Here is a 16,096-nt window from a genome sequence, read left to right as displayed (position 1 = left end):
TTACAACCCCGCCATTTTTTGTGATTGTGTGTAGAGAAACCAGGTCCACGGCAGTGACAGTAAGACCAGAATAAGCGCATAGGGTGCCGCCGCAGGATAGTCGATCTCACTGGTTAGCGCCCAAAATCCGGTCGCCAGCGTGCGGGTGCCGTTGGGAGCCAGCAGCAATGTGGCGGTTAGCTCATTGATGATCGCCAGAAAGACAAGCGTTGCCCCCGTGGCGACGCCGGGTGCCGCCAGCCGGATGGTCACGGTCATTAACGTCTGCAAGGGGGAACGACCCAGGCTGGCTGCAACCTGTTCCAGCTCTACCGGTGCCTGTGCGATACCCGCGCGTAGATTAACCAGCGCTCGTGGCATGAACATCAACAGATAAGCCAACAGCACGGTGAATTCAGTTTGGTAGAGCGGCCTGATGACGTGAATCGTGGTGGTGACCAGCGCCAGCGCGACGACGATACCCGGCAGAGAACTGGTGATGTAATTGCATCCTTCCAAAAACCGATACAGGCGATTAGGGTGACGGATGGTTAGCCAGGCCATCGGAATCGCTGCTAGCGTCGTCAGTGCGGCACCGCTCAGCGCCAGCGTCATGGTCTGGCGGAATGCATCAAGCAGCTCGCGGCGTTGCCACACTTCCCAGCCGCCAAAACCTAACCAGCGAAACAGCGTAATAAAAGGCACGCCGAGCGTCAGCAACACCAGCGTTGTCAGTAACAGCAGCGCCAGCGAGAGAGAAAGTGGTGGCAAGCGTATCGGTGTGACAACCTGCGGCGCGCCGGAACCGACATGCGCATAGCGCGTGACGCCACGTACGCGGGCATCCGCGCACAGCAAAAACAGGCACAGCAGCGCCAGTACACCGGCCAGCATGTTGGCCGCGGGGCCATTAAACGTTGACTGAAACTGATCGAAAATTGCGGTGGTAAAGGTATCGAAACGGATCATGGCGAACAGGCCATATTCTGCCAACAGATGCAGAGCGATCAGCAGCAACCCGCCGCCGATGGCTAGCTTTAACTGTGGCAACACCACGCGGAAAAATACGGTAATAGGTGGCACGCCTAGCGTGGCTGCGACATCTTCCAGCGCAGGGTTAAGACGCCGAAGCGTCGCCGCGCAGGGTAAATAAAGAAACGGTAAATAGGCGACGACGGATAAAAATACGCCAGCCGGTAAGCCATGCAGACCAGGGGCGGTACTGATCCAGGCATAGCTTTGTACAAATGCCGGGATCGCCAGCGGCGCGGTGAGCAACAGTGACCACAGGCGTCGAGCGGGCAGGGTGGTTCGTTCCGTCAGCCAGGCCAATAGCACGCCCAGAACCGTACAAATCGGCAGCGTCAGGACAACCAGCAGCACTGTATTTGTCAGGAGTTCGCCTACGCGCGGGCGGAATAACAAGGCACGAGCCGTTTCCCAGCCGGTATCAATACTTACGCCAATCACAAAGCCTAGCGGGACAAAGCCCAGCAGGGATAACACCAGAGCGACAATCGCAAGCAGCGCGACAGGTTTGCGTAATGGTGGAGAGGAAGCGGTGGAGGTCGTGGTTTCGCTGTAGCTAACGTTTGTCATGCTGCCTGTAGCTGCCTCGTCAGGACGATATTCTTAGACGGAGAAGCCGCGTTGAGCGGCCATTCTTATGATAATTCGTCAGGGCGAAAATGCCCTGACGAAGGCGCTATCATTACAATCTACCTGTTACAATCTATTCTCTACAACAGGCCAGCCTGCGTCATCAGATCCACGACTTTTTTGCTGTTGAGCTTGGCGGCATCAACTTTCGGTGCGTCCAGATCTTTCAGCGGAACCAGTTTGTCGTTTGAGAGCGCATTGACGCCAACCGCATATTCAAACGCATCGTTGGTGCGCAAGATTTCCTGACCGGATTTGCCAGTGATCCATTTGATAAAAGCCTGAGCCTCTTTCGCATGTTTGCTGGATGCCAGCACGCCGCCGCCGGAAATGCTGACGAACGCGCCCGGATCTTTATGCTTAAAGTAGTACAGTTTGGTGTTGTTACTGTTTTCGCCGGTTTTAGCCTGATCGACAAAACGGTAATAGTGATAGATCACGCCGCTATCAATCTGACCTGCGTTCACCGCTTTCATCACCGTACTGTTGCCTTTATAAGCGGTGAAGTTCTCTTTCATACCTTTCAGCCACTCTTGCGTGGCTTTCTCGCCTTTCTGTTCTAGATAGGCGCTAACGATGGCCTGAAAATCCGCACCCGATGGCGATGCCGCCCAGCGGCCTTTCCATTCTGGCTTAGCCAAATCGGCTAAGGATTTAGGCAACTGTGCGTCGGTAAATTTGGTCGGGTTATAGACAAATACGGTGGAGCGTGCGGCTATGCCGATCCAGCGTCCGTGGGACGGACGATAATCAGGTGCTACCTGAGCGAGGGTGGCTTTATCCAGTGGAGCAAAAAGATCGGCGTTATCGACCAGTACCATCGACGGTGAGTTTTCGGTCAGGAACACGTCGGCAGGGGAAGATTTTCCTTCCTGCACCAGTTGGTTGCCCAATTCGGTATCGCTGCCGTTACGTAACGTCACTTTGATGCCGGTTTCTTTGGTAAAACCGTCAACCCAGGATTTCACAAGGTTTTCATGTTGGGCATTGTAAATCACAATCCCTTCATCATTTTCTGCTGCATTTGCTGATGCGCTGAGAGTCAGGCCGGAAGCTAATAAAACGGCAGAACTCAGTAATCCAAAACCAAGCTTCATATTATTTACCCTTATCAATACCCGTTATGTTTGAATATTGCTGGCCTACATGGGTTCCCCTGTGTCGCTCACGATAGCGAGGCTATTTAGCGACACAGGCTGGGATGTAGCGGCAGTCGAAAAAGAATTCTACATATCGGTAATAATAATGATAGTTATTATTATTTCGCTTTCTTAAGGTTAAATTAAGGTTTCGGTGACTGTGACGTTTAGGCTATGACTTTATTTCAGCGCGTGTCGCGGTATGAAATTGTATAAATTTATCGATTAAAAAATAGTTCAGTACGGCGGTGAAATTTATTTCATCGGAAATGAGATATAACGTCATGATTTACAGAAACAAATCTGGATCAATCATCTATATTTAATGTGCAGGCTGTGAGTAGCGATACAACAAATACACTGTATTTCTTCGGTGTCACGTGCGCTTGTCTGCAATTTGGGGCGAATTGACCGACAAAAAGGTGACACAGCAACTGATATTCGGGGGATGGAAAAATGGATGTAGAAACGCGGATGATTGAGCTTATCGTTAAATCTGGCGAAACACGTTCCTGCGCAATGGAAGCACTGAGATCCGCTCGCCGAGGGGAGTGGGATCACGTCGATGAACTATTAAAAATGGCTGCGGTGGCGCTGAATCGGGCGCAATTGATCCAAACCGGATTTATTGGCAACCAGAGTAAGGAAAAAACCAATCTCGAACTTATCGTCGTGCACGCACAGGATCATCTGATGAATGCGATGCTGTGCCGTGAACTTGCTGAAGAAATTATTGAACTCAGAAAAGAGGTATCTGGCGTCAATATGCACATGCGCTAACGGTATTGCTGAGCAAACGAAAAGCCATTCAGCTTTCACGCTGAGTGGCTTACCCTTGTTGATGCATAACTCTTTTTTCTGTCGCTATTTCCCGTATTGTTCGTCGCTGACTTTTTCCAGCCATTCGACTGGGCTACCGTTAAGCGATTCGGCAATGGCGATGTGTGTCATGGCGGTTTGTGCCGTCGCGCCGTGCCAGTGTTTTACGTCTTCGGGTATCCAGACGATATCACCCTGATTGATCTCTTGAATCTCGCCACCCCACTCCTGAAGCCATCCCCGACCCTGCGTGACGATCAGCGTCTGGCCGAGTGGATGGGTATGCCATGCCGTACGGGCTCCGGGTTCAAATGTCACTGTCGCGCCGCCAACCCGAGCGGGGGCGGTGCTCTGGAAGGGCGCATCGATGCGTACGTTGCCGGAGAAATAGCTGTCTGGGCCAGGCTGGGATGGGTGTGAACCACTGCGGGTAATTTTCAATTTTTCCTCCTTGCTGGAAAGCGTCGCTGTTATTGAAAGATGTGCTGTGATTGAAAAATTCAGTATTGATGAAAGACAGCGGCTGTGAAAAACGTTACTGCGATTTGTGGGGAAGCACCAGAGGGTAAACCTAGAAAGAAGCTATGAATTATATTCATTAATTACGCGAAGGAATGTGACGCGTATTATTCACCTGTTGCCTATTTTCAGTGCGAGTTAACCGATTATTGGCGGTTTCGCATAAAACTCATTCATGAGTTTGTATAATAGGTAAAAGTTAATAACACCACTATTTGGACATTCTGATGTTAAAAGAAAATTTTAATGACCTCATCTCGTTCCTTGTAGTGGCAAGAGAACGCAGTTTTACCAAAGCGGCGGCGAAGCTTGGGCTTTCTCAGTCGGCGTTAAGCCATTCAATTCGCGGCCTTGAAGAGCGTCTTGGCGTGCGATTGCTGACCCGAACCACGCGTAGCGTTGCGCCAACGGAAGCAGGAGAAAAACTGGCGCATAGCCTTGGCCCGCGCTTTGCGGACATTGAAAGCGAACTGGTTGCGCTGGGCGACATGCGGGAGCGACCTGCGGGGAATATCCGCATCACGGCGGGAGAGCACGCGGTGGATTCGATATTATGGCCGGTGTTAAAGCCATTTTTAGCGAATTACCCCGACATTAACGTTGAAATTACGGTGGATAACGCGTTAACGGATATCGTTGTTGGCCGTTTTGATGCGGGCATTCGTCTGGGTGAACAGGTAGCAAAAGACATGATCGCCGTGCGTATTGCACCGGAAATGAGCATGGCGGTGGTCGGTTCCCCTAACTATTTCGCGCGCAATTCTGTCCCCACGACGCCGCAGGATTTACAGCATCACCGCTGTATTAACATGCGCCTGCCGACGATGGGTGGAATCTACGCGTGGGAATTTGAAAAAAACGGTAGGGAAATCAAGGTGCGCGTTGAGGGCCAACTGACAATGAATAGCCTACGTCAGCGAATCGACGCTGCCCAAATCGGGCTCGGTCTAGCCTATGTACCGGAAGATTCAGTGCGTGAGGATATTGCCAGCGGTCGCCTGATTCAGGTACTGACGGAATGGTGCCCACCGTTCCCAGGCTACTATCTGTATTATCCCAGCCGCAAACAGCATACCATCGCCTTTTCACTGTTCGTTGAGGCGCTGCGCTATCCGCGTTAGCAATTGGGTGGAACGTGTTTTATCGCGTTTTTTCTGGTTTGTTTTTCTCATTAGGCGTGGTTCATCGTTGAAGGGCGATGTTATGATCGGCACGGTTCGGTCTAGTTGGTAGTAAGTCTGATGTTCAGATCACACCATTTGGACAGAATACCTTCCGAGTGATCTATTAGGTTTATCAGGAGAATTAGATGCTTCAGGCCATTATGCAAGGAAAAGCAGGCAGAGTGGAAATAGAAGGGAAAGCGGCAGAGAGCTGGCGTGATGTCTTTAAAAAACGAGAGGATTTATTGACGGCAGCATTTTGGACGCGAATTGGTTATTTGAGTGAAGAAAGTCGTTCCCTATTTATTCGTGAATTTCTCGGTTTATCGGAATCAGAATTAGGTGAGTATCGGAAGGTGAATTTTTGGCCTCGTTATTCATTAAATATGGCAGGGGTTGACCAGAAAAGTGTCGAGCCTGATGTGATTATGGAATTTGAAAAAGCGGATATTCTGATTGAGGTGAAACCTCCTTCAGGAGGGGTTCAGTATCATGATCAATGGCAACGGGAAATTATTGCCTATCATCAGGATGAGAGAAAAAAAGAACAACTCTTTTTTATTGCATTAGGAAATATCCCTAAATCTTTAGGAGAGTTCAATAGTGGTTTAATTAACGAATACAGAGAGAATACGAAGGTCATTCAGCGAGAGTGGCATAATGCTAAAAATGCATTGCTATCTTTAAACGTTGGTAATGCCCATGAACATCATATTATTCGGGATTGCCTGTCTGCACTTTCCTTGTATGGTATTCGAGTAGCTCTGCCAGAGTATAAAAATTTATCTCAGTTTATTACTAAGTTTCCTCTGCATGAGGGAGCGAAAAATATTTTCTCTTCTTTTTCTGACAAAAAATAAGGATATTAAAAATGAATATTGAAGATTCTCTTCAACAAGTCAGACAGGCACACCGTATTTGTGCCGGGTTTTATCAGCAGATATTACCCCGGATAGAACGTGTGCAGGAATTGATGGATATGCGGTTTTTGCAGTGGAATTCCATTGGTTTCGACTCTTTACCATCAAAAAGTGTGAGTCCATTCACGTACTGGGGATGGAATTTTTTACCGTTAATGGATACGTCTTTTACATTCATAAAAAAAATCTATTCAAGATATTTCAGTCCAGATGACTATATTTTAGATATTAGAATTATTACCGATAGTGAACTGGAGTGGAAGCATCGTGAAGAAGTCTATTCAGAACAAGAACCTGATGCTTGTGAGCTAAAAAGCACTGTGGAAAAATCAGAAAGTTATCTGGCAATTTATCTATTTAGCCCAACCAAGCAGATTCAAAATAATAATGTATTTGATCGGCTCTGGAACAACTCGGACTATCCTGGGCTTGAATCTGAGGTGGAATTGAGTAACCAGGGGCTGGTTAAAACAATCGGTTTCAAGTTTTTGCTTGCTGATTTTGTACAAGAGGATGGGCCAGAAAAACTGATTGAAAAAATAAAGCAGCATCTTACCTTGATGGACATTAAGGAATAACACAGGCATCTCAAGTAGTCGCGTTGTGGTTCTCGCATAACATGACGGTTGTTCTGGCAATACACCAAGGAACGATTTATTGGTTCGTCATCATTAATATTATAGAGCGCTATAGACGCTCTGGGGATCGGTGCTGACGATCCCCACCGTGTTAATGCCTTGACTGCTCACATTGATTTTTTAAATTCATCATTGCCGCTGGCGGCAATGGCGCTGTCATCATCGAACGATAATTCATACACTCCGGCGTTTCATCTGTAGGGGATTTTTTCGTACCAGAGGAGCAGGCGACAACTAACAGCGTTACCGAGGCAATCAATAGCTGATGGGTAGTAGCCTGATAATTTTTCATAAACTTTCCTTTTAACTTTTTTGTCAGTCAGCGCTCAACGATTTTTGAACTCAATCATCTCTGTCATCACGTCCAAACTGGGTGCGGTGAGGCTCCTGCCAGCGAACCTTTACTACCCCATATTCGGGCAGCGTAAGCAAGAAGAGATGTCTGAGAATCCTTCCCCTGCTTTGGTCTCCAACCTGATTATTGTGACGGACATAAACACTGTACATACCGTTACACAGCAACGCTCATCATCGAAGATAACCCTAGTATATAATCCAAAAACACAGGGAACGATTTACCGTGAAGATAAAAATTCACAAATTTCAAACAATAAATATCATGTAGCCTTACTTTATAATGAAAATCAAAAATACTCTCTGCCTACATATCCTGATGGCTACGCTCGCCATCCTGTTTCTTAGCGTTCCCCCGCTGGTGACGAGTTTTGATCCGGCGCTAACATTCCAGCCACTGATTAACACCATGGAAGGAACGGCAAAAGAACAAAAGGAAAAAATAGCCACCATTTCCCATGCGTTACAGGGAAATGCGATTTTCTTTCTCGGTGCTTCTGAGGTGTCGACATCTGAAGACGAACATTACGCGGTATATAATTACTTTAATAACCAGCTACATCGTCCGGTTGTGGCCTATGGCGATAGTTATGTCGATAGCGTCACGCATTTTTTACTGCTCTCGCGTTTTAAAAACGAACTTAACGCTAACAGTAAAGTTGTTTTGCTGCTGGCACCCGATAGTTTTTATTCAGACGGCATTCCTCCGGCAATTTTTGCCAACAATTTCCCAGCATCTATTTTTAATCCGCTGATGAAGGATGACCAGACGCGTCCTTTTCTGGTTAATTACTTACAACATATCGATAAAGAAGATATAAGCCATTTAACTTTCGGCCAAATGAAAGTCTATGGTTGGCACCCACAAATTATTTGGCAGGAAGTGAGTTATCAATTTGCTAATTTCTGTGAGCTGATAAAAAACTACTGGCTGGCGATGCTACGTATTATCCCACAGCCTGCACAACCATGGCCGGATCAGTCAGCCACCAACGTCATTCCCGACTGGGATCGCGAGCTGGCTCAGGCTCATGAGTTGAATAAGTCTCGTCAGCAAAGCGCAGCCACACTGTGGATGGATAAGACGGTTTTTGCCGACGATAAAACACCAGAAGAGTGGGACGACGCGCCGATTGTTCCGGCGCAAATGGAAGCGTTACGGGCGACGATCAAACTACTGAAAGCGCGTAACGCCCAGTTTGTCGTCATCGTCGATCCGATTAATCCGTGGGCGATTAATAACTCCCAGAAATTCCAGCCAGTCGATAGCCAGATTAGGTCGATGCTGGAGGAAAACAAGGTTCCTTATTTTGATATGTATGCGCAGCCTTATCAGAACGGCTGGAATTGGGATCGTCTGCACCCAACCGAGCCTGCATGGGTTGCGATGGATAAATTTATTGCTGAGAGTTTTAAATGATGAAAACCGCCATTCGCCTTTTTTTCCTTTATCTCTTTCTGGCGGTAACCATCGTTGCATGGACCTCTGTTGATGAAAGCATGAGTTTAAAAGTGCATTTTGAATATCAAAAATTCTGAAGGATGAATGATGTACAGCTCCGGAATGTTTTTTTTCCTTCTATTTTCATCAGCATTATTGTTTGCGCTGATTAATCGCGTATTCAGTTATCGGCTGACGTATTTATCCGCTTTTTCCGTCTTGGCGGTCTTAGGCTGGGGATATATTTTCCAGGGAGATTACGTTGTTCCCGTAGCGGTTTTCCTGAGTTTTTATATTCTCGTCACCTTAAAAGAGAAAGGTTGGTTAAAAACCTGGCAGGCAGTGAGCCTGACGTTGCTCCCGCTTTTTTTGGTGAAGTTACACCTCAACAACCACTGGGGCATGATTGGCCTGTCTTTTATGACCTTCCGCGCTATTGATGTTTTGCTTTATCGCAGCAAAAAAGATGGTCAGAATTTCCTGCATTACTTCTGCTACCTCTTTATGCCTTTTATTATTCTGGCTGGCCCGATGTATCGCTGGCGGACATGGCTGAGTGATATTAATAAACCGGTCTTCACGATGACCCGCGAGCAGTTTTTAGTGGCCGTGGAGCAAATTGTTACCGGTATTATCCAGAAGTTCTTATTCGCCATGCTGATCAATAATCTGGTTATTGAGTCGTGGAGCCCGCGTCCGTTTACGCTAAGCGTTGGTGTGGTGATGTCGCTGGCCTACAGCGCCTATCTCTATTTTGATTTTGCTGGCTACAGCAATATGGCTATCGGGGCAGGGCGCTTATTTGGCCTGAATATTCCGGCGAACTTCAATATGCCCATTCTGGCTAAAAATCCGCAGGATTTCTGGCGGCGTTTCCACATCAGCCTGTCTGAATGGCTGAGAGACGTGGTCTTTATGCCGATTTATATGAATCTGATGAAGCTCAATTTTTTCCGACAGAACAAAACGCTGGCGCAAAATATTGGCATCTTCTGCACCCTGTTTTGTATGGGGGCATGGAACGGACTCGAACGACACTATGTCATCAGCGGCGCGCTATTTGGCGCTATTTCGGTTGCTCACAACATGTTGCAATGGTCTGCCAAGCGCAGTCCCACTTTGAACCATTGTCTACATCATCCGGTTATTGTGTTCATCGGTCGAATTCTGACGCTGGCAAGCGCCGCGGCCTCCCTCTACATCTTTAGCGGAATGTCTCCTCTATGAACCTTCACTTAGAGCTTCAGGAACTGCAGGATTTCCTTCGTGCGGCATTACTCGAACCAGCTAACCCCAATCAGTTGGCGATTAGCGGTAGCGATGACGCGATGACCTGGCAACAACTATCCATTGCCGTTACAGACTGGTCGCAGCGCTATCAGCAATGTGAGCGGCCTACAGGTTCGCCCGTCGTGTTATATGGGCATCAGCAGGCGGAGTTCGCCGTGGCGATCTATAGCTGCCTGCTGCATAACATTCCGTACATCCCGGTGGACTGCATCTATCCGCAGGAGCGGCTCAAGGAGATTTGTCACCTGGCGAACGCCCCTTACTACTACGATGTTGTGACTCAGCAGTTCATTGCTACCGGTGAGGCTGGTCAGGCGCTGGTTGAGCAGGATCTCGCCTATATTATGTTCACTTCCGGCAGCACCGGAAAACCCAAAGGTGTGCAGATCGGGCGTGAAAGCCTGTGGCATTTCATGAAGTGGGTGCGTGAGGATTTCTCGCTGCCAGACGCGCCAGTGCTGATGAACCATGCAGTGTTCAGCTTCGATCTCTCCCTGATTCCGCTGCTGGCGAATCTGGCAACGGGCGGGCACATCGTTCTGAATGCGAAAGAGGATATCGCGGCAGAAAACTGGCTCGAACGCCTGAAAAACAACGGCGTTTCCGTCTGGGTTTCAACGCCATCCTTTGCCTATCAGAAGCTGCTTTCTCCTCAGTTCAACAGTGAATATTTACCTGAACTCAACGTCTTTGTGTTTATTGGTGAAGTGCTAAACAAAGCGCTGGTCAAACAGTTACGTCGCCGCTTCCCGCACGCCAAAATTCTCAATTCCTATGGCCCAACGGAAGCGACTGTCGCTACTACCGTTATCGAAATCACCGATGACATCCTGCACAGCGAAAACGATCTGCTGCCCGTCGGCGCGATGATGCCGGATTCCAGAATGGAAATTACCGCTGAGGGTGAGCTGATTATTTGGGGTAAAAACGTGATGCGCGGCTACCTCGGGCTCGCGCAGGAGAACGCTGAGAAATTGCTACATCGCGAAAGTGAAGCGTTCCGAGGCTACAGAACTGGCGACCTGGGCTACGAAGACGGACTGCTATACTGCCAAGGTAGAAATGACAGCCAGATCAAACTGAATGGCTACCGGATTGAAATTAACGAGATTGAGAACCGCCTGCTGGCGATATCCGACATCAGCGAGGCGGTTGTCCTGCCACTGATGAAATCGGGCGGTGGCGTTCTGCGTATCGCGGCATTCTGCGTGACGAACTTGGCACCAGACGTGATTAAAACCTCGCTCTCTAAGGTGATTCCGCCTTACATGGTGCCTTCCCAAATCATTATCAAAGATGCGTTGCCGCTGAACCCTAACGGCAAAATCGATCGTAAACTGCTGGATACTCATGCCCGCACGATTTAATTATCCCAGGAAAAATCATGGAACAAGAAATACTCGCGCTGTTTGAAAAGATCTTATCCCGTAAAGTGGGCTTTAACGATGAACTGATTGAGTCCGATATTCTTGACTCGATTCTGGCGGTCGATCTGGTGCTGGAAGTGCAGGACGTTTACGGCTGCGTGATCCCACCAACGGAAGTCGCTACCGTTCTGAAGACCCCGGCGGATCTGGCTCGCTACATTGAAGAGAACCGCGGCTAAGTCTTAAACAGCGGCGGTTTTGTACTATTTAAAGCCCTTGGATAGGCTTATCCAGGGGCTTTTTTATCTGGCTGGGATGCTTACACGAGACAGGTGTCTATCGCGTTATTTAGCCAAGAGTTCTCTTCGGACGATTTCTGCGCCTGCACTTAACGCATTGAGTTTGCCTGTAGCTACTCGACGAGATAAAGGAGCCATACCACAGTTGGTTGAAGGATAGAGCTTGTCGGCATCGACAAACTGAAGTGCTTTTCGTAGCGTATTGGCGACTTCTTCTGGTGTCTCGATGGCATTGGTTGCCACGTCAATAGCCCCGACCATCACTTTTTTACCGCGAATCAGTTCAAGTAAGTCCATGGGAACGCGTGAGTTGTGGCATTCCAGCGAGATGATATCGATATTGGATTTTTGCAGTCTGGGAAACGCTTCTTCATATTGCCGCCACTCAGATCCCAGCGTCTTTTTCCAGTCGGTATTGGCTTTGATGCCATATCCGTAGCAGATGTGTACCGCTGTCTCACATTTCAGCCCTTCAATCGCTCTTTCTAATGCGGCGATACCCCAATCATTCACCTCATCGAAAAAGACATTAAAAGCGGGCTCATCAAACTGAATAATATCTACACCCGCCGCTTCTAACTCTCTCGCTTCCTGATTGAGAATTTTGGCGAATTCCCAAGCCAGTTTTTCGCGGCTTTTATAGTGGTTGTCATAAAGTGTATCGATCATCGTCATCGGCCCTGGCAGAGCCCACTTAATCGGTTGCTTTGTGAGTTGGCGTAAGAATTTGGCATCTTCAACAAATACGGGTTTTTGACGTGCCACCGCCCCGACAACGGTCGGTACGCTCGCGTCATAGCGATTACGAATTTTAACGACTTCACGTTTCTCAAAATCCACGCCGCTAAGGTGCTCAATAAACGTCGTGACAAAGTGTTGGCGCGTTTGCTCGCCATCGCTGACTATATCAATACCTGCACGCAGTTGATCAAACAGCGACAAACTCAGGGCATCTTTCTTCCCGTCAATTAACTCTTCGTTTTGTAATTTCCAGGGAGACCACAGTTTCTCAGGCTCTGCGAGCCAAGATGGCTTGGGCAAACTGCCAGCAGTTGAAGTCGGTAGCAATGTTTTCATAACAGGTGACCTTATAGTTTTGGTGAATCAACGCGCGTAGTGAGCAGACCATTGTTCAAGAATATTCTTGTAGGGTTTGATGAAGTGCTCTTCAGTAAACTTTCCTTGCTCAATAGCCAACTGACTGCGTTCTACCCGATCATAAACAATTTTTGTTAATGAATGATCCTGATGATTCAGGTTGGGTTGATAGTATTGCCCCGCTGCCGAGTTAGCATTGTAAATCTCAGGTCGATAAATCTTTTGGAAAGTCTCCATCGTGCTGATAGTACTGATAAGCTCAAGATTCGTGTAATCGCTCAGTAAATCACCAGAAAAATAAAACGCCAAAGGTGCAACACTATTTGCAGGCATAAAGTAGCGAGCCTGTAACCCCATTCTTTCGAAGTAATAATCGGTCAAAGAAGGTTCATTTTGCTGGTATTCGATGCCTAATACAGGATGCTGATTCCCCGTCCGATGATAGGTGTTTTTACTTGAAATACTTAGGCATATAACCGGTTGTTTATTAAAGTTATCTTTGTAAAAATTTGAATTTGTGAAGCATTTAAATAGTTTCCCATGCAAATCGCCAAAATTATCTGGCGTGCTAAATCCGGAATGACTCTTATTATGCTCTGGCAGTAATACGCTAAAATCATAATCTCGCACGTAAGAGGAGAAGTTATTCCCTACGATGCCTTCAATGCGTTCATTCGTTTTCTTATCAACAATATTCGTTTTCAATATTTCAATTGCAGGGAAGGTATCGCCATTGCCTTCAATATCGATCTCAACGGAAATGATTTCAAGTTCGACAGAATAACGGTTGCCTTTAGGGTTATCCCAATACGCCAGTGAATTGAAGCGATTATCAATCATCACTAACGTGTTGCGTAAGTTCTCCTGGCGGCTTTCCCCTCTGGCTAAATTAGCAAAGTTGGTCGTGATACGCGTGTTTTCGGAGGGGTTGTAATTCTCATCGAAGCAACTGCTCTTAATCGTAAATGTAAAATCTTTATTCATCGCGGTCTTTGCATCCTAAGATTTGATATGAAAACTGAATTAATTTGTTGATTTTAATGATCTTGTTTGTTTCTTACTCAGCAGTCTTCATGTTGTCAATACGTTAATATTGCATATTTTATGCCAGAGTCATTGGATGAGTGAAAGAGAGTTAATTTCATCAAAGATGAATTATATTCATGATCAGGTATGTGGTCAGGATTGGCGTTAGTGCAGAAGCCCCCGTATTGCAGGAACCACCTCTGGAATCTATGGGGTTATGAGCGACTAACTGAATTGACTGATGGTCAGGCTAAAAGATGTGGAAGGCCGATTTCATTGCTCAAAAGGGGGTGACTTGAGCTTCACTCATGATTGCATCGATTTAGGCGGAAATGCCCCCTTTGCTAACAAATGGGGGCTGACTCTGAGATATGTTGTTATGTTTAAATAATCATCCGTACAGCGCAATAAACAAGTAGCAAAGCCAACGTGATATTTACGGCTCTGCCATATTTCCTGAAGATCGATTGAAAAAAGTGCCCTGCCAAAGCCCAAACAAAGTTACCGAGGCAACCTATAATAGCCAGAAGAATACTGACACTTGCGACCCAGAAGACTTCATGGGTCACAGGTAACACAAACGCAGAGAGTGCAGTAATTCCGTAAAGAATAATCTTAACGTTTGCAAACTGAAGCCAGAAACTAACCCAGAAACTTAAGGGTTTATCAGCTCCATTTGAAACGTTAGAGTCGCTGGTTCCAATGCGCCAAGCCAACCAGAGTATGTAAGCCACTCCTGCCCAGACGAGCCATTTTGTCACGGCGGGAAGGATGCTAATGAGCGTAAAAGTAAAAATCCCGCAGGCAAGCATCAGAACAAAAAATCCAGTGCTCATACCTGCTAGCACCCGAAGGCTACGGCGTAGTCCATACTGATTTACTGAACTTAGCGCCAAAATATTATTAGGACCTGGCGTCAGCGCCGTTATTAACGTATAGGTCAAAAAACCACTAATTATTGCTGATGTCACTTGTATTCTCCTGTTAGTTTCAGGATATTAGCCCACCCAATAACGTCAAAATAGTGAAAGTTTTAGATTTGTAAGTTTCAATTTTTCGATGTTTTTTTCCGAGGTGTGATGTGGACTTGCGACGTTTCGTTACTTTTAAAACCATTGTTGAAGAGGGCTCTTTCGCTCAGGCCGCCCGCAAACTTTGCTGTACTCAATCAACGGTAACGTTTCAAATTCAGCAGCTTGAACAGGAATTATCCATTCAGCTTTTTGAAAAAATTGGGCGCCGTATGGCACTCACTTCGGCGGGAAAATCCTTATTGCCCCAGGTACACGAACTCACCCGGGTTTTGGACGGAATTCGTCAGGTATCACAATGTGGGACGGAAATCGTAGGTGAACTGCGAGTGATGATTGGGGAAACCTTGCTGGCGTATAAAATGCCAGAAGTGTTACGCCATTTCAGATTAAAAGCGCCAAAGGTTCATATTTACTTGCAGTCGGTAAATTGCTACACCATACGGGATTCATTACTTTCTGATAATGCGGATTTAGGTGTTTTTTACCGCGTCGGTAATGATGAAGCGTTGCATATGGAAAATTTCGGACAACAGGAACTTGTGCTCGTTGCCTCGCCTGAACTCGAAGATGTCGACTTTACTCAACATAATCAACATATTCCTGTCAGTTTCATCATCAATGAACCGCAATGTATATTCAGACAAATGTTTGAATCCACACTTCGTGAAAGAAAAATAACGATAGATAGTACTATCGAACTCTGGAGCATTGAGAGCATCAAAAATTGTGTTGCCGGAAACCTTGGTGTCTCTTTCCTTCCAAGGTTCAGCGTTGTCCGTGAACTGGAGTCAGGCGAGTTGAAGACCTTGCCTTTCACCGAGCATCCACTAACGATTACGGCGCTTTGCGCCTATCATGCAGGCCGAACCGTGAGCCCTGCAATGAAGACGTTTCTCGAGTGCATGCGCCAGTGTTTAGGAAACGAACCTTCTGCGTAAGACCGTCATGGCCTAATCATCCCAGGTACTTCTGACTTTTACGTCGGTGAGTGGCATAGCAGATCTCCATATTGAGGTGTCGGCATACGCTGGCTGTTGGTATAAGAATTCATTGAACGGGCTTGTACCATCACTTATACCAACAAATCCTACTTGATGTACGGAGATGTCGGTAGAGTCTGGTTGACTGAAAGCAGCGGATTTATAGCTAATTAACTGAAATTTAGGCATAAAAAAAGACGTCGGTTGACGTCTGTTTACTTCGAAATGGTACGCCCTACAGGGCTCGAACCTGTGACCTACGGCTTAGAAGGCCGTTGCTCTATCCAACTGAGCTAAGGGCGCATTGCGCAAAGAAGTGGCTGCTGCTTGTTACAACAGTGGGCAGGATTATACCCACACGTCTCGGTGAG

Annotated in this window: 17 protein-coding genes and 1 tRNA gene; 10 read left to right on the top strand and 8 right to left on the bottom strand. The window is 47.0% G+C overall.

Annotated elements, in window-relative coordinates; all coding sequences use genetic code 11:
- Both A0G03_RS10125 and A0G03_RS10120 read right to left on the bottom strand, forming a co-directional pair.
- Positions 1-1,578: an ABC transporter permease gene (locus A0G03_RS10125; RefSeq protein WP_048261302.1), complete on the bottom strand. Its 1,578-nt coding sequence runs from the start codon at positions 1,576-1,578 to the stop codon at positions 1-3.
- Between the two features lie 140 nt (positions 1,579-1,718).
- Positions 1,719-2,735: an iron ABC transporter substrate-binding protein gene (locus tag A0G03_RS10120; protein WP_048261300.1), complete on the bottom strand. Its 1,017-nt coding sequence runs from the start codon at positions 2,733-2,735 to the stop codon at positions 1,719-1,721.
- Positions 2,736-3,233: 498 nt separating this feature from the next.
- Here A0G03_RS10120 and A0G03_RS10115 point away from each other — a divergent pair, with 498 nt between their 5' ends.
- Entirely contained in the window at positions 3,234-3,557 is a 324-nt protein-coding gene (locus A0G03_RS10115) for a PTS sugar transporter subunit IIA (protein WP_048261297.1), read from the top strand.
- Positions 3,558-3,641: 84 nt separating this feature from the next.
- Here the strand turns inward: A0G03_RS10115 and A0G03_RS10110 are convergent, their stop codons facing one another.
- Positions 3,642-4,037 (bottom strand): (R)-mandelonitrile lyase, encoded by a 396-nt coding sequence (locus A0G03_RS10110; RefSeq protein WP_048261295.1) that lies wholly within the window; start codon positions 4,035-4,037, stop codon positions 3,642-3,644.
- Between the two features lie 305 nt (positions 4,038-4,342).
- On the opposite strand from A0G03_RS10110, the gene A0G03_RS10105 reads away from it, so the two are divergent.
- The 3 genes from A0G03_RS10105 to A0G03_RS10095 all read left to right on the top strand — a co-directional run bounded on the left by A0G03_RS10105 (position 4,343) and on the right by A0G03_RS10095 (position 6,776).
- Positions 4,343-5,236, top strand: coding sequence for a LysR family transcriptional regulator (locus tag A0G03_RS10105; RefSeq protein WP_048261293.1), 894 nt, complete (start codon positions 4,343-4,345; stop codon positions 5,234-5,236).
- 188 nt (positions 5,237-5,424) lie between these two features.
- A complete protein-coding gene (locus A0G03_RS10100; RefSeq protein WP_053075315.1) occupies positions 5,425-6,138 on the top strand; it encodes a hypothetical protein in 714 nt (237 codons plus the stop codon).
- 11 nt (positions 6,139-6,149) lie between these two features.
- On the top strand, positions 6,150-6,776 hold the full coding sequence (locus A0G03_RS10095) for a hypothetical protein (RefSeq protein WP_048261291.1): 627 nt from the start codon (positions 6,150-6,152) through the stop codon (positions 6,774-6,776).
- A gap of 151 nt (positions 6,777-6,927) precedes the next feature.
- Here the strand turns inward: A0G03_RS10095 and A0G03_RS10090 are convergent, their stop codons facing one another.
- Positions 6,928-7,128, bottom strand: a complete 201-nt coding sequence (locus tag A0G03_RS10090; RefSeq protein WP_048261289.1) for a hypothetical protein — start codon at positions 7,126-7,128, stop codon at positions 6,928-6,930.
- 345 nt (positions 7,129-7,473) lie between these two features.
- On the opposite strand from A0G03_RS10090, the gene A0G03_RS10085 reads away from it, so the two are divergent.
- Genes A0G03_RS10085 through A0G03_RS10070 form a run of 5 tightly spaced genes read left to right on the top strand, consistent with a single transcriptional unit; the run spans position 7,474 to position 11,527 of the window.
- Positions 7,474-8,610: a D-alanyl-lipoteichoic acid biosynthesis protein DltD gene (locus A0G03_RS10085; RefSeq protein WP_048261286.1), complete on the top strand. Its 1,137-nt coding sequence runs from the start codon at positions 7,474-7,476 to the stop codon at positions 8,608-8,610.
- A complete protein-coding gene (locus tag A0G03_RS22045; RefSeq protein WP_005970020.1) occupies positions 8,607-8,729 on the top strand; it encodes a hypothetical protein in 123 nt (40 codons plus the stop codon). The genes A0G03_RS10085 and A0G03_RS22045 overlap by 4 nt, the downstream gene beginning before the upstream one ends.
- Before the next feature lie 10 nt (positions 8,730-8,739).
- On the top strand, positions 8,740-9,858 hold the full coding sequence (locus tag A0G03_RS10080) for a membrane-bound O-acyltransferase family protein (RefSeq protein WP_048261283.1): 1,119 nt from the start codon (positions 8,740-8,742) through the stop codon (positions 9,856-9,858).
- On the top strand, positions 9,855-11,288 hold the full coding sequence (locus tag A0G03_RS10075; protein WP_048261281.1) for an AMP-binding protein: 1,434 nt from the start codon (positions 9,855-9,857) through the stop codon (positions 11,286-11,288). The genes A0G03_RS10080 and A0G03_RS10075 overlap by 4 nt, the downstream gene beginning before the upstream one ends.
- A 17-nt stretch (positions 11,289-11,305) precedes the next feature.
- A complete protein-coding gene (locus A0G03_RS10070; protein WP_010300175.1) occupies positions 11,306-11,527 on the top strand; it encodes an acyl carrier protein in 222 nt (73 codons plus the stop codon).
- Positions 11,528-11,632: 105 nt separating this feature from the next.
- Here A0G03_RS10070 and A0G03_RS10065 read toward each other — a convergent pair whose 3' ends face one another.
- The 3 genes from A0G03_RS10065 to eamB all read right to left on the bottom strand — a co-directional run bounded on the left by A0G03_RS10065 (position 11,633) and on the right by eamB (position 14,682).
- Positions 11,633-12,664 carry a methionine synthase gene (locus A0G03_RS10065; RefSeq protein WP_048261279.1) on the bottom strand — a complete coding sequence of 344 codons (1,032 nt, stop codon included), beginning with the start codon at positions 12,662-12,664 and terminating at the stop codon, positions 11,633-11,635.
- Positions 12,665-12,691: 27 nt separating this feature from the next.
- Positions 12,692-13,669 carry a DUF1852 domain-containing protein gene (locus A0G03_RS10060; RefSeq protein ID WP_048261276.1) on the bottom strand — a complete coding sequence of 326 codons (978 nt, stop codon included), beginning with the start codon at positions 13,667-13,669 and terminating at the stop codon, positions 12,692-12,694.
- 425 nt (positions 13,670-14,094) lie between these two features.
- Positions 14,095-14,682 (bottom strand): cysteine/O-acetylserine transporter, encoded by a 588-nt coding sequence (gene eamB, locus A0G03_RS10055; protein WP_048261274.1) that lies wholly within the window; start codon positions 14,680-14,682, stop codon positions 14,095-14,097.
- Positions 14,683-14,792: 110 nt separating this feature from the next.
- On the opposite strand from eamB, the gene A0G03_RS10050 reads away from it, so the two are divergent.
- Positions 14,793-15,683 (top strand): LysR family transcriptional regulator, encoded by an 891-nt coding sequence (locus A0G03_RS10050; protein ID WP_048261271.1) that lies wholly within the window; start codon positions 14,793-14,795, stop codon positions 15,681-15,683.
- Positions 15,684-15,951: 268 nt separating this feature from the next.
- Here the strand turns inward: A0G03_RS10050 and A0G03_RS10045 are convergent.
- Positions 15,952-16,028 (bottom strand) — tRNA-Arg (locus A0G03_RS10045).
- Positions 16,029-16,096 lie beyond the last annotated feature (68 nt).

It is taken from the genome of Pectobacterium peruviense, from assembly GCF_002847345.1.
In the GTDB taxonomy this organism is placed as follows: domain Bacteria; phylum Pseudomonadota; class Gammaproteobacteria; order Enterobacterales; family Enterobacteriaceae; genus Pectobacterium; species Pectobacterium peruviense.
This window is presented reverse-complemented; position numbering and strand designations above follow the sequence as displayed.

Excerpts from the sequence above, each read along its gene's own strand:
- A0G03_RS10125 (WP_048261302.1), bottom strand. The coding sequence starts at position 1,578 with ATGACAAACGTTAGCTACAGCGAAACCACGACCTCCACCGCTTCCTCT.
- A0G03_RS10120 (WP_048261300.1), bottom strand. The coding sequence starts at position 2,735 with ATGAAGCTTGGTTTTGGATTACTGAGTTCTGCCGTTTTATTAGCTTCC.
- A0G03_RS10115 (WP_048261297.1), top strand. The coding sequence starts at position 3,234 with ATGGATGTAGAAACGCGGATGATTGAGCTTATCGTTAAATCTGGCGAA.
- A0G03_RS10105 (WP_048261293.1), top strand. The coding sequence starts at position 4,343 with ATGTTAAAAGAAAATTTTAATGACCTCATCTCGTTCCTTGTAGTGGCA.
- A0G03_RS10100 (WP_053075315.1), top strand. The coding sequence starts at position 5,425 with ATGCTTCAGGCCATTATGCAAGGAAAAGCAGGCAGAGTGGAAATAGAA.
- A0G03_RS10095 (WP_048261291.1), top strand. The coding sequence starts at position 6,150 with ATGAATATTGAAGATTCTCTTCAACAAGTCAGACAGGCACACCGTATT.
- A0G03_RS10090 (WP_048261289.1), bottom strand. The coding sequence starts at position 7,128 with ATGAAAAATTATCAGGCTACTACCCATCAGCTATTGATTGCCTCGGTA.
- A0G03_RS10085 (WP_048261286.1), top strand. The coding sequence starts at position 7,474 with ATGAAAATCAAAAATACTCTCTGCCTACATATCCTGATGGCTACGCTC.
- A0G03_RS22045 (WP_005970020.1), top strand. The coding sequence starts at position 8,607 with ATGATGAAAACCGCCATTCGCCTTTTTTTCCTTTATCTCTTTCTGGCG.
- A0G03_RS10080 (WP_048261283.1), top strand. The coding sequence starts at position 8,740 with ATGTACAGCTCCGGAATGTTTTTTTTCCTTCTATTTTCATCAGCATTA.
- A0G03_RS10075 (WP_048261281.1), top strand. The coding sequence starts at position 9,855 with ATGAACCTTCACTTAGAGCTTCAGGAACTGCAGGATTTCCTTCGTGCG.
- A0G03_RS10070 (WP_010300175.1), top strand. The coding sequence starts at position 11,306 with ATGGAACAAGAAATACTCGCGCTGTTTGAAAAGATCTTATCCCGTAAA.
- A0G03_RS10065 (WP_048261279.1), bottom strand. The coding sequence starts at position 12,664 with ATGAAAACATTGCTACCGACTTCAACTGCTGGCAGTTTGCCCAAGCCA.
- A0G03_RS10060 (WP_048261276.1), bottom strand. The coding sequence starts at position 13,669 with ATGAATAAAGATTTTACATTTACGATTAAGAGCAGTTGCTTCGATGAG.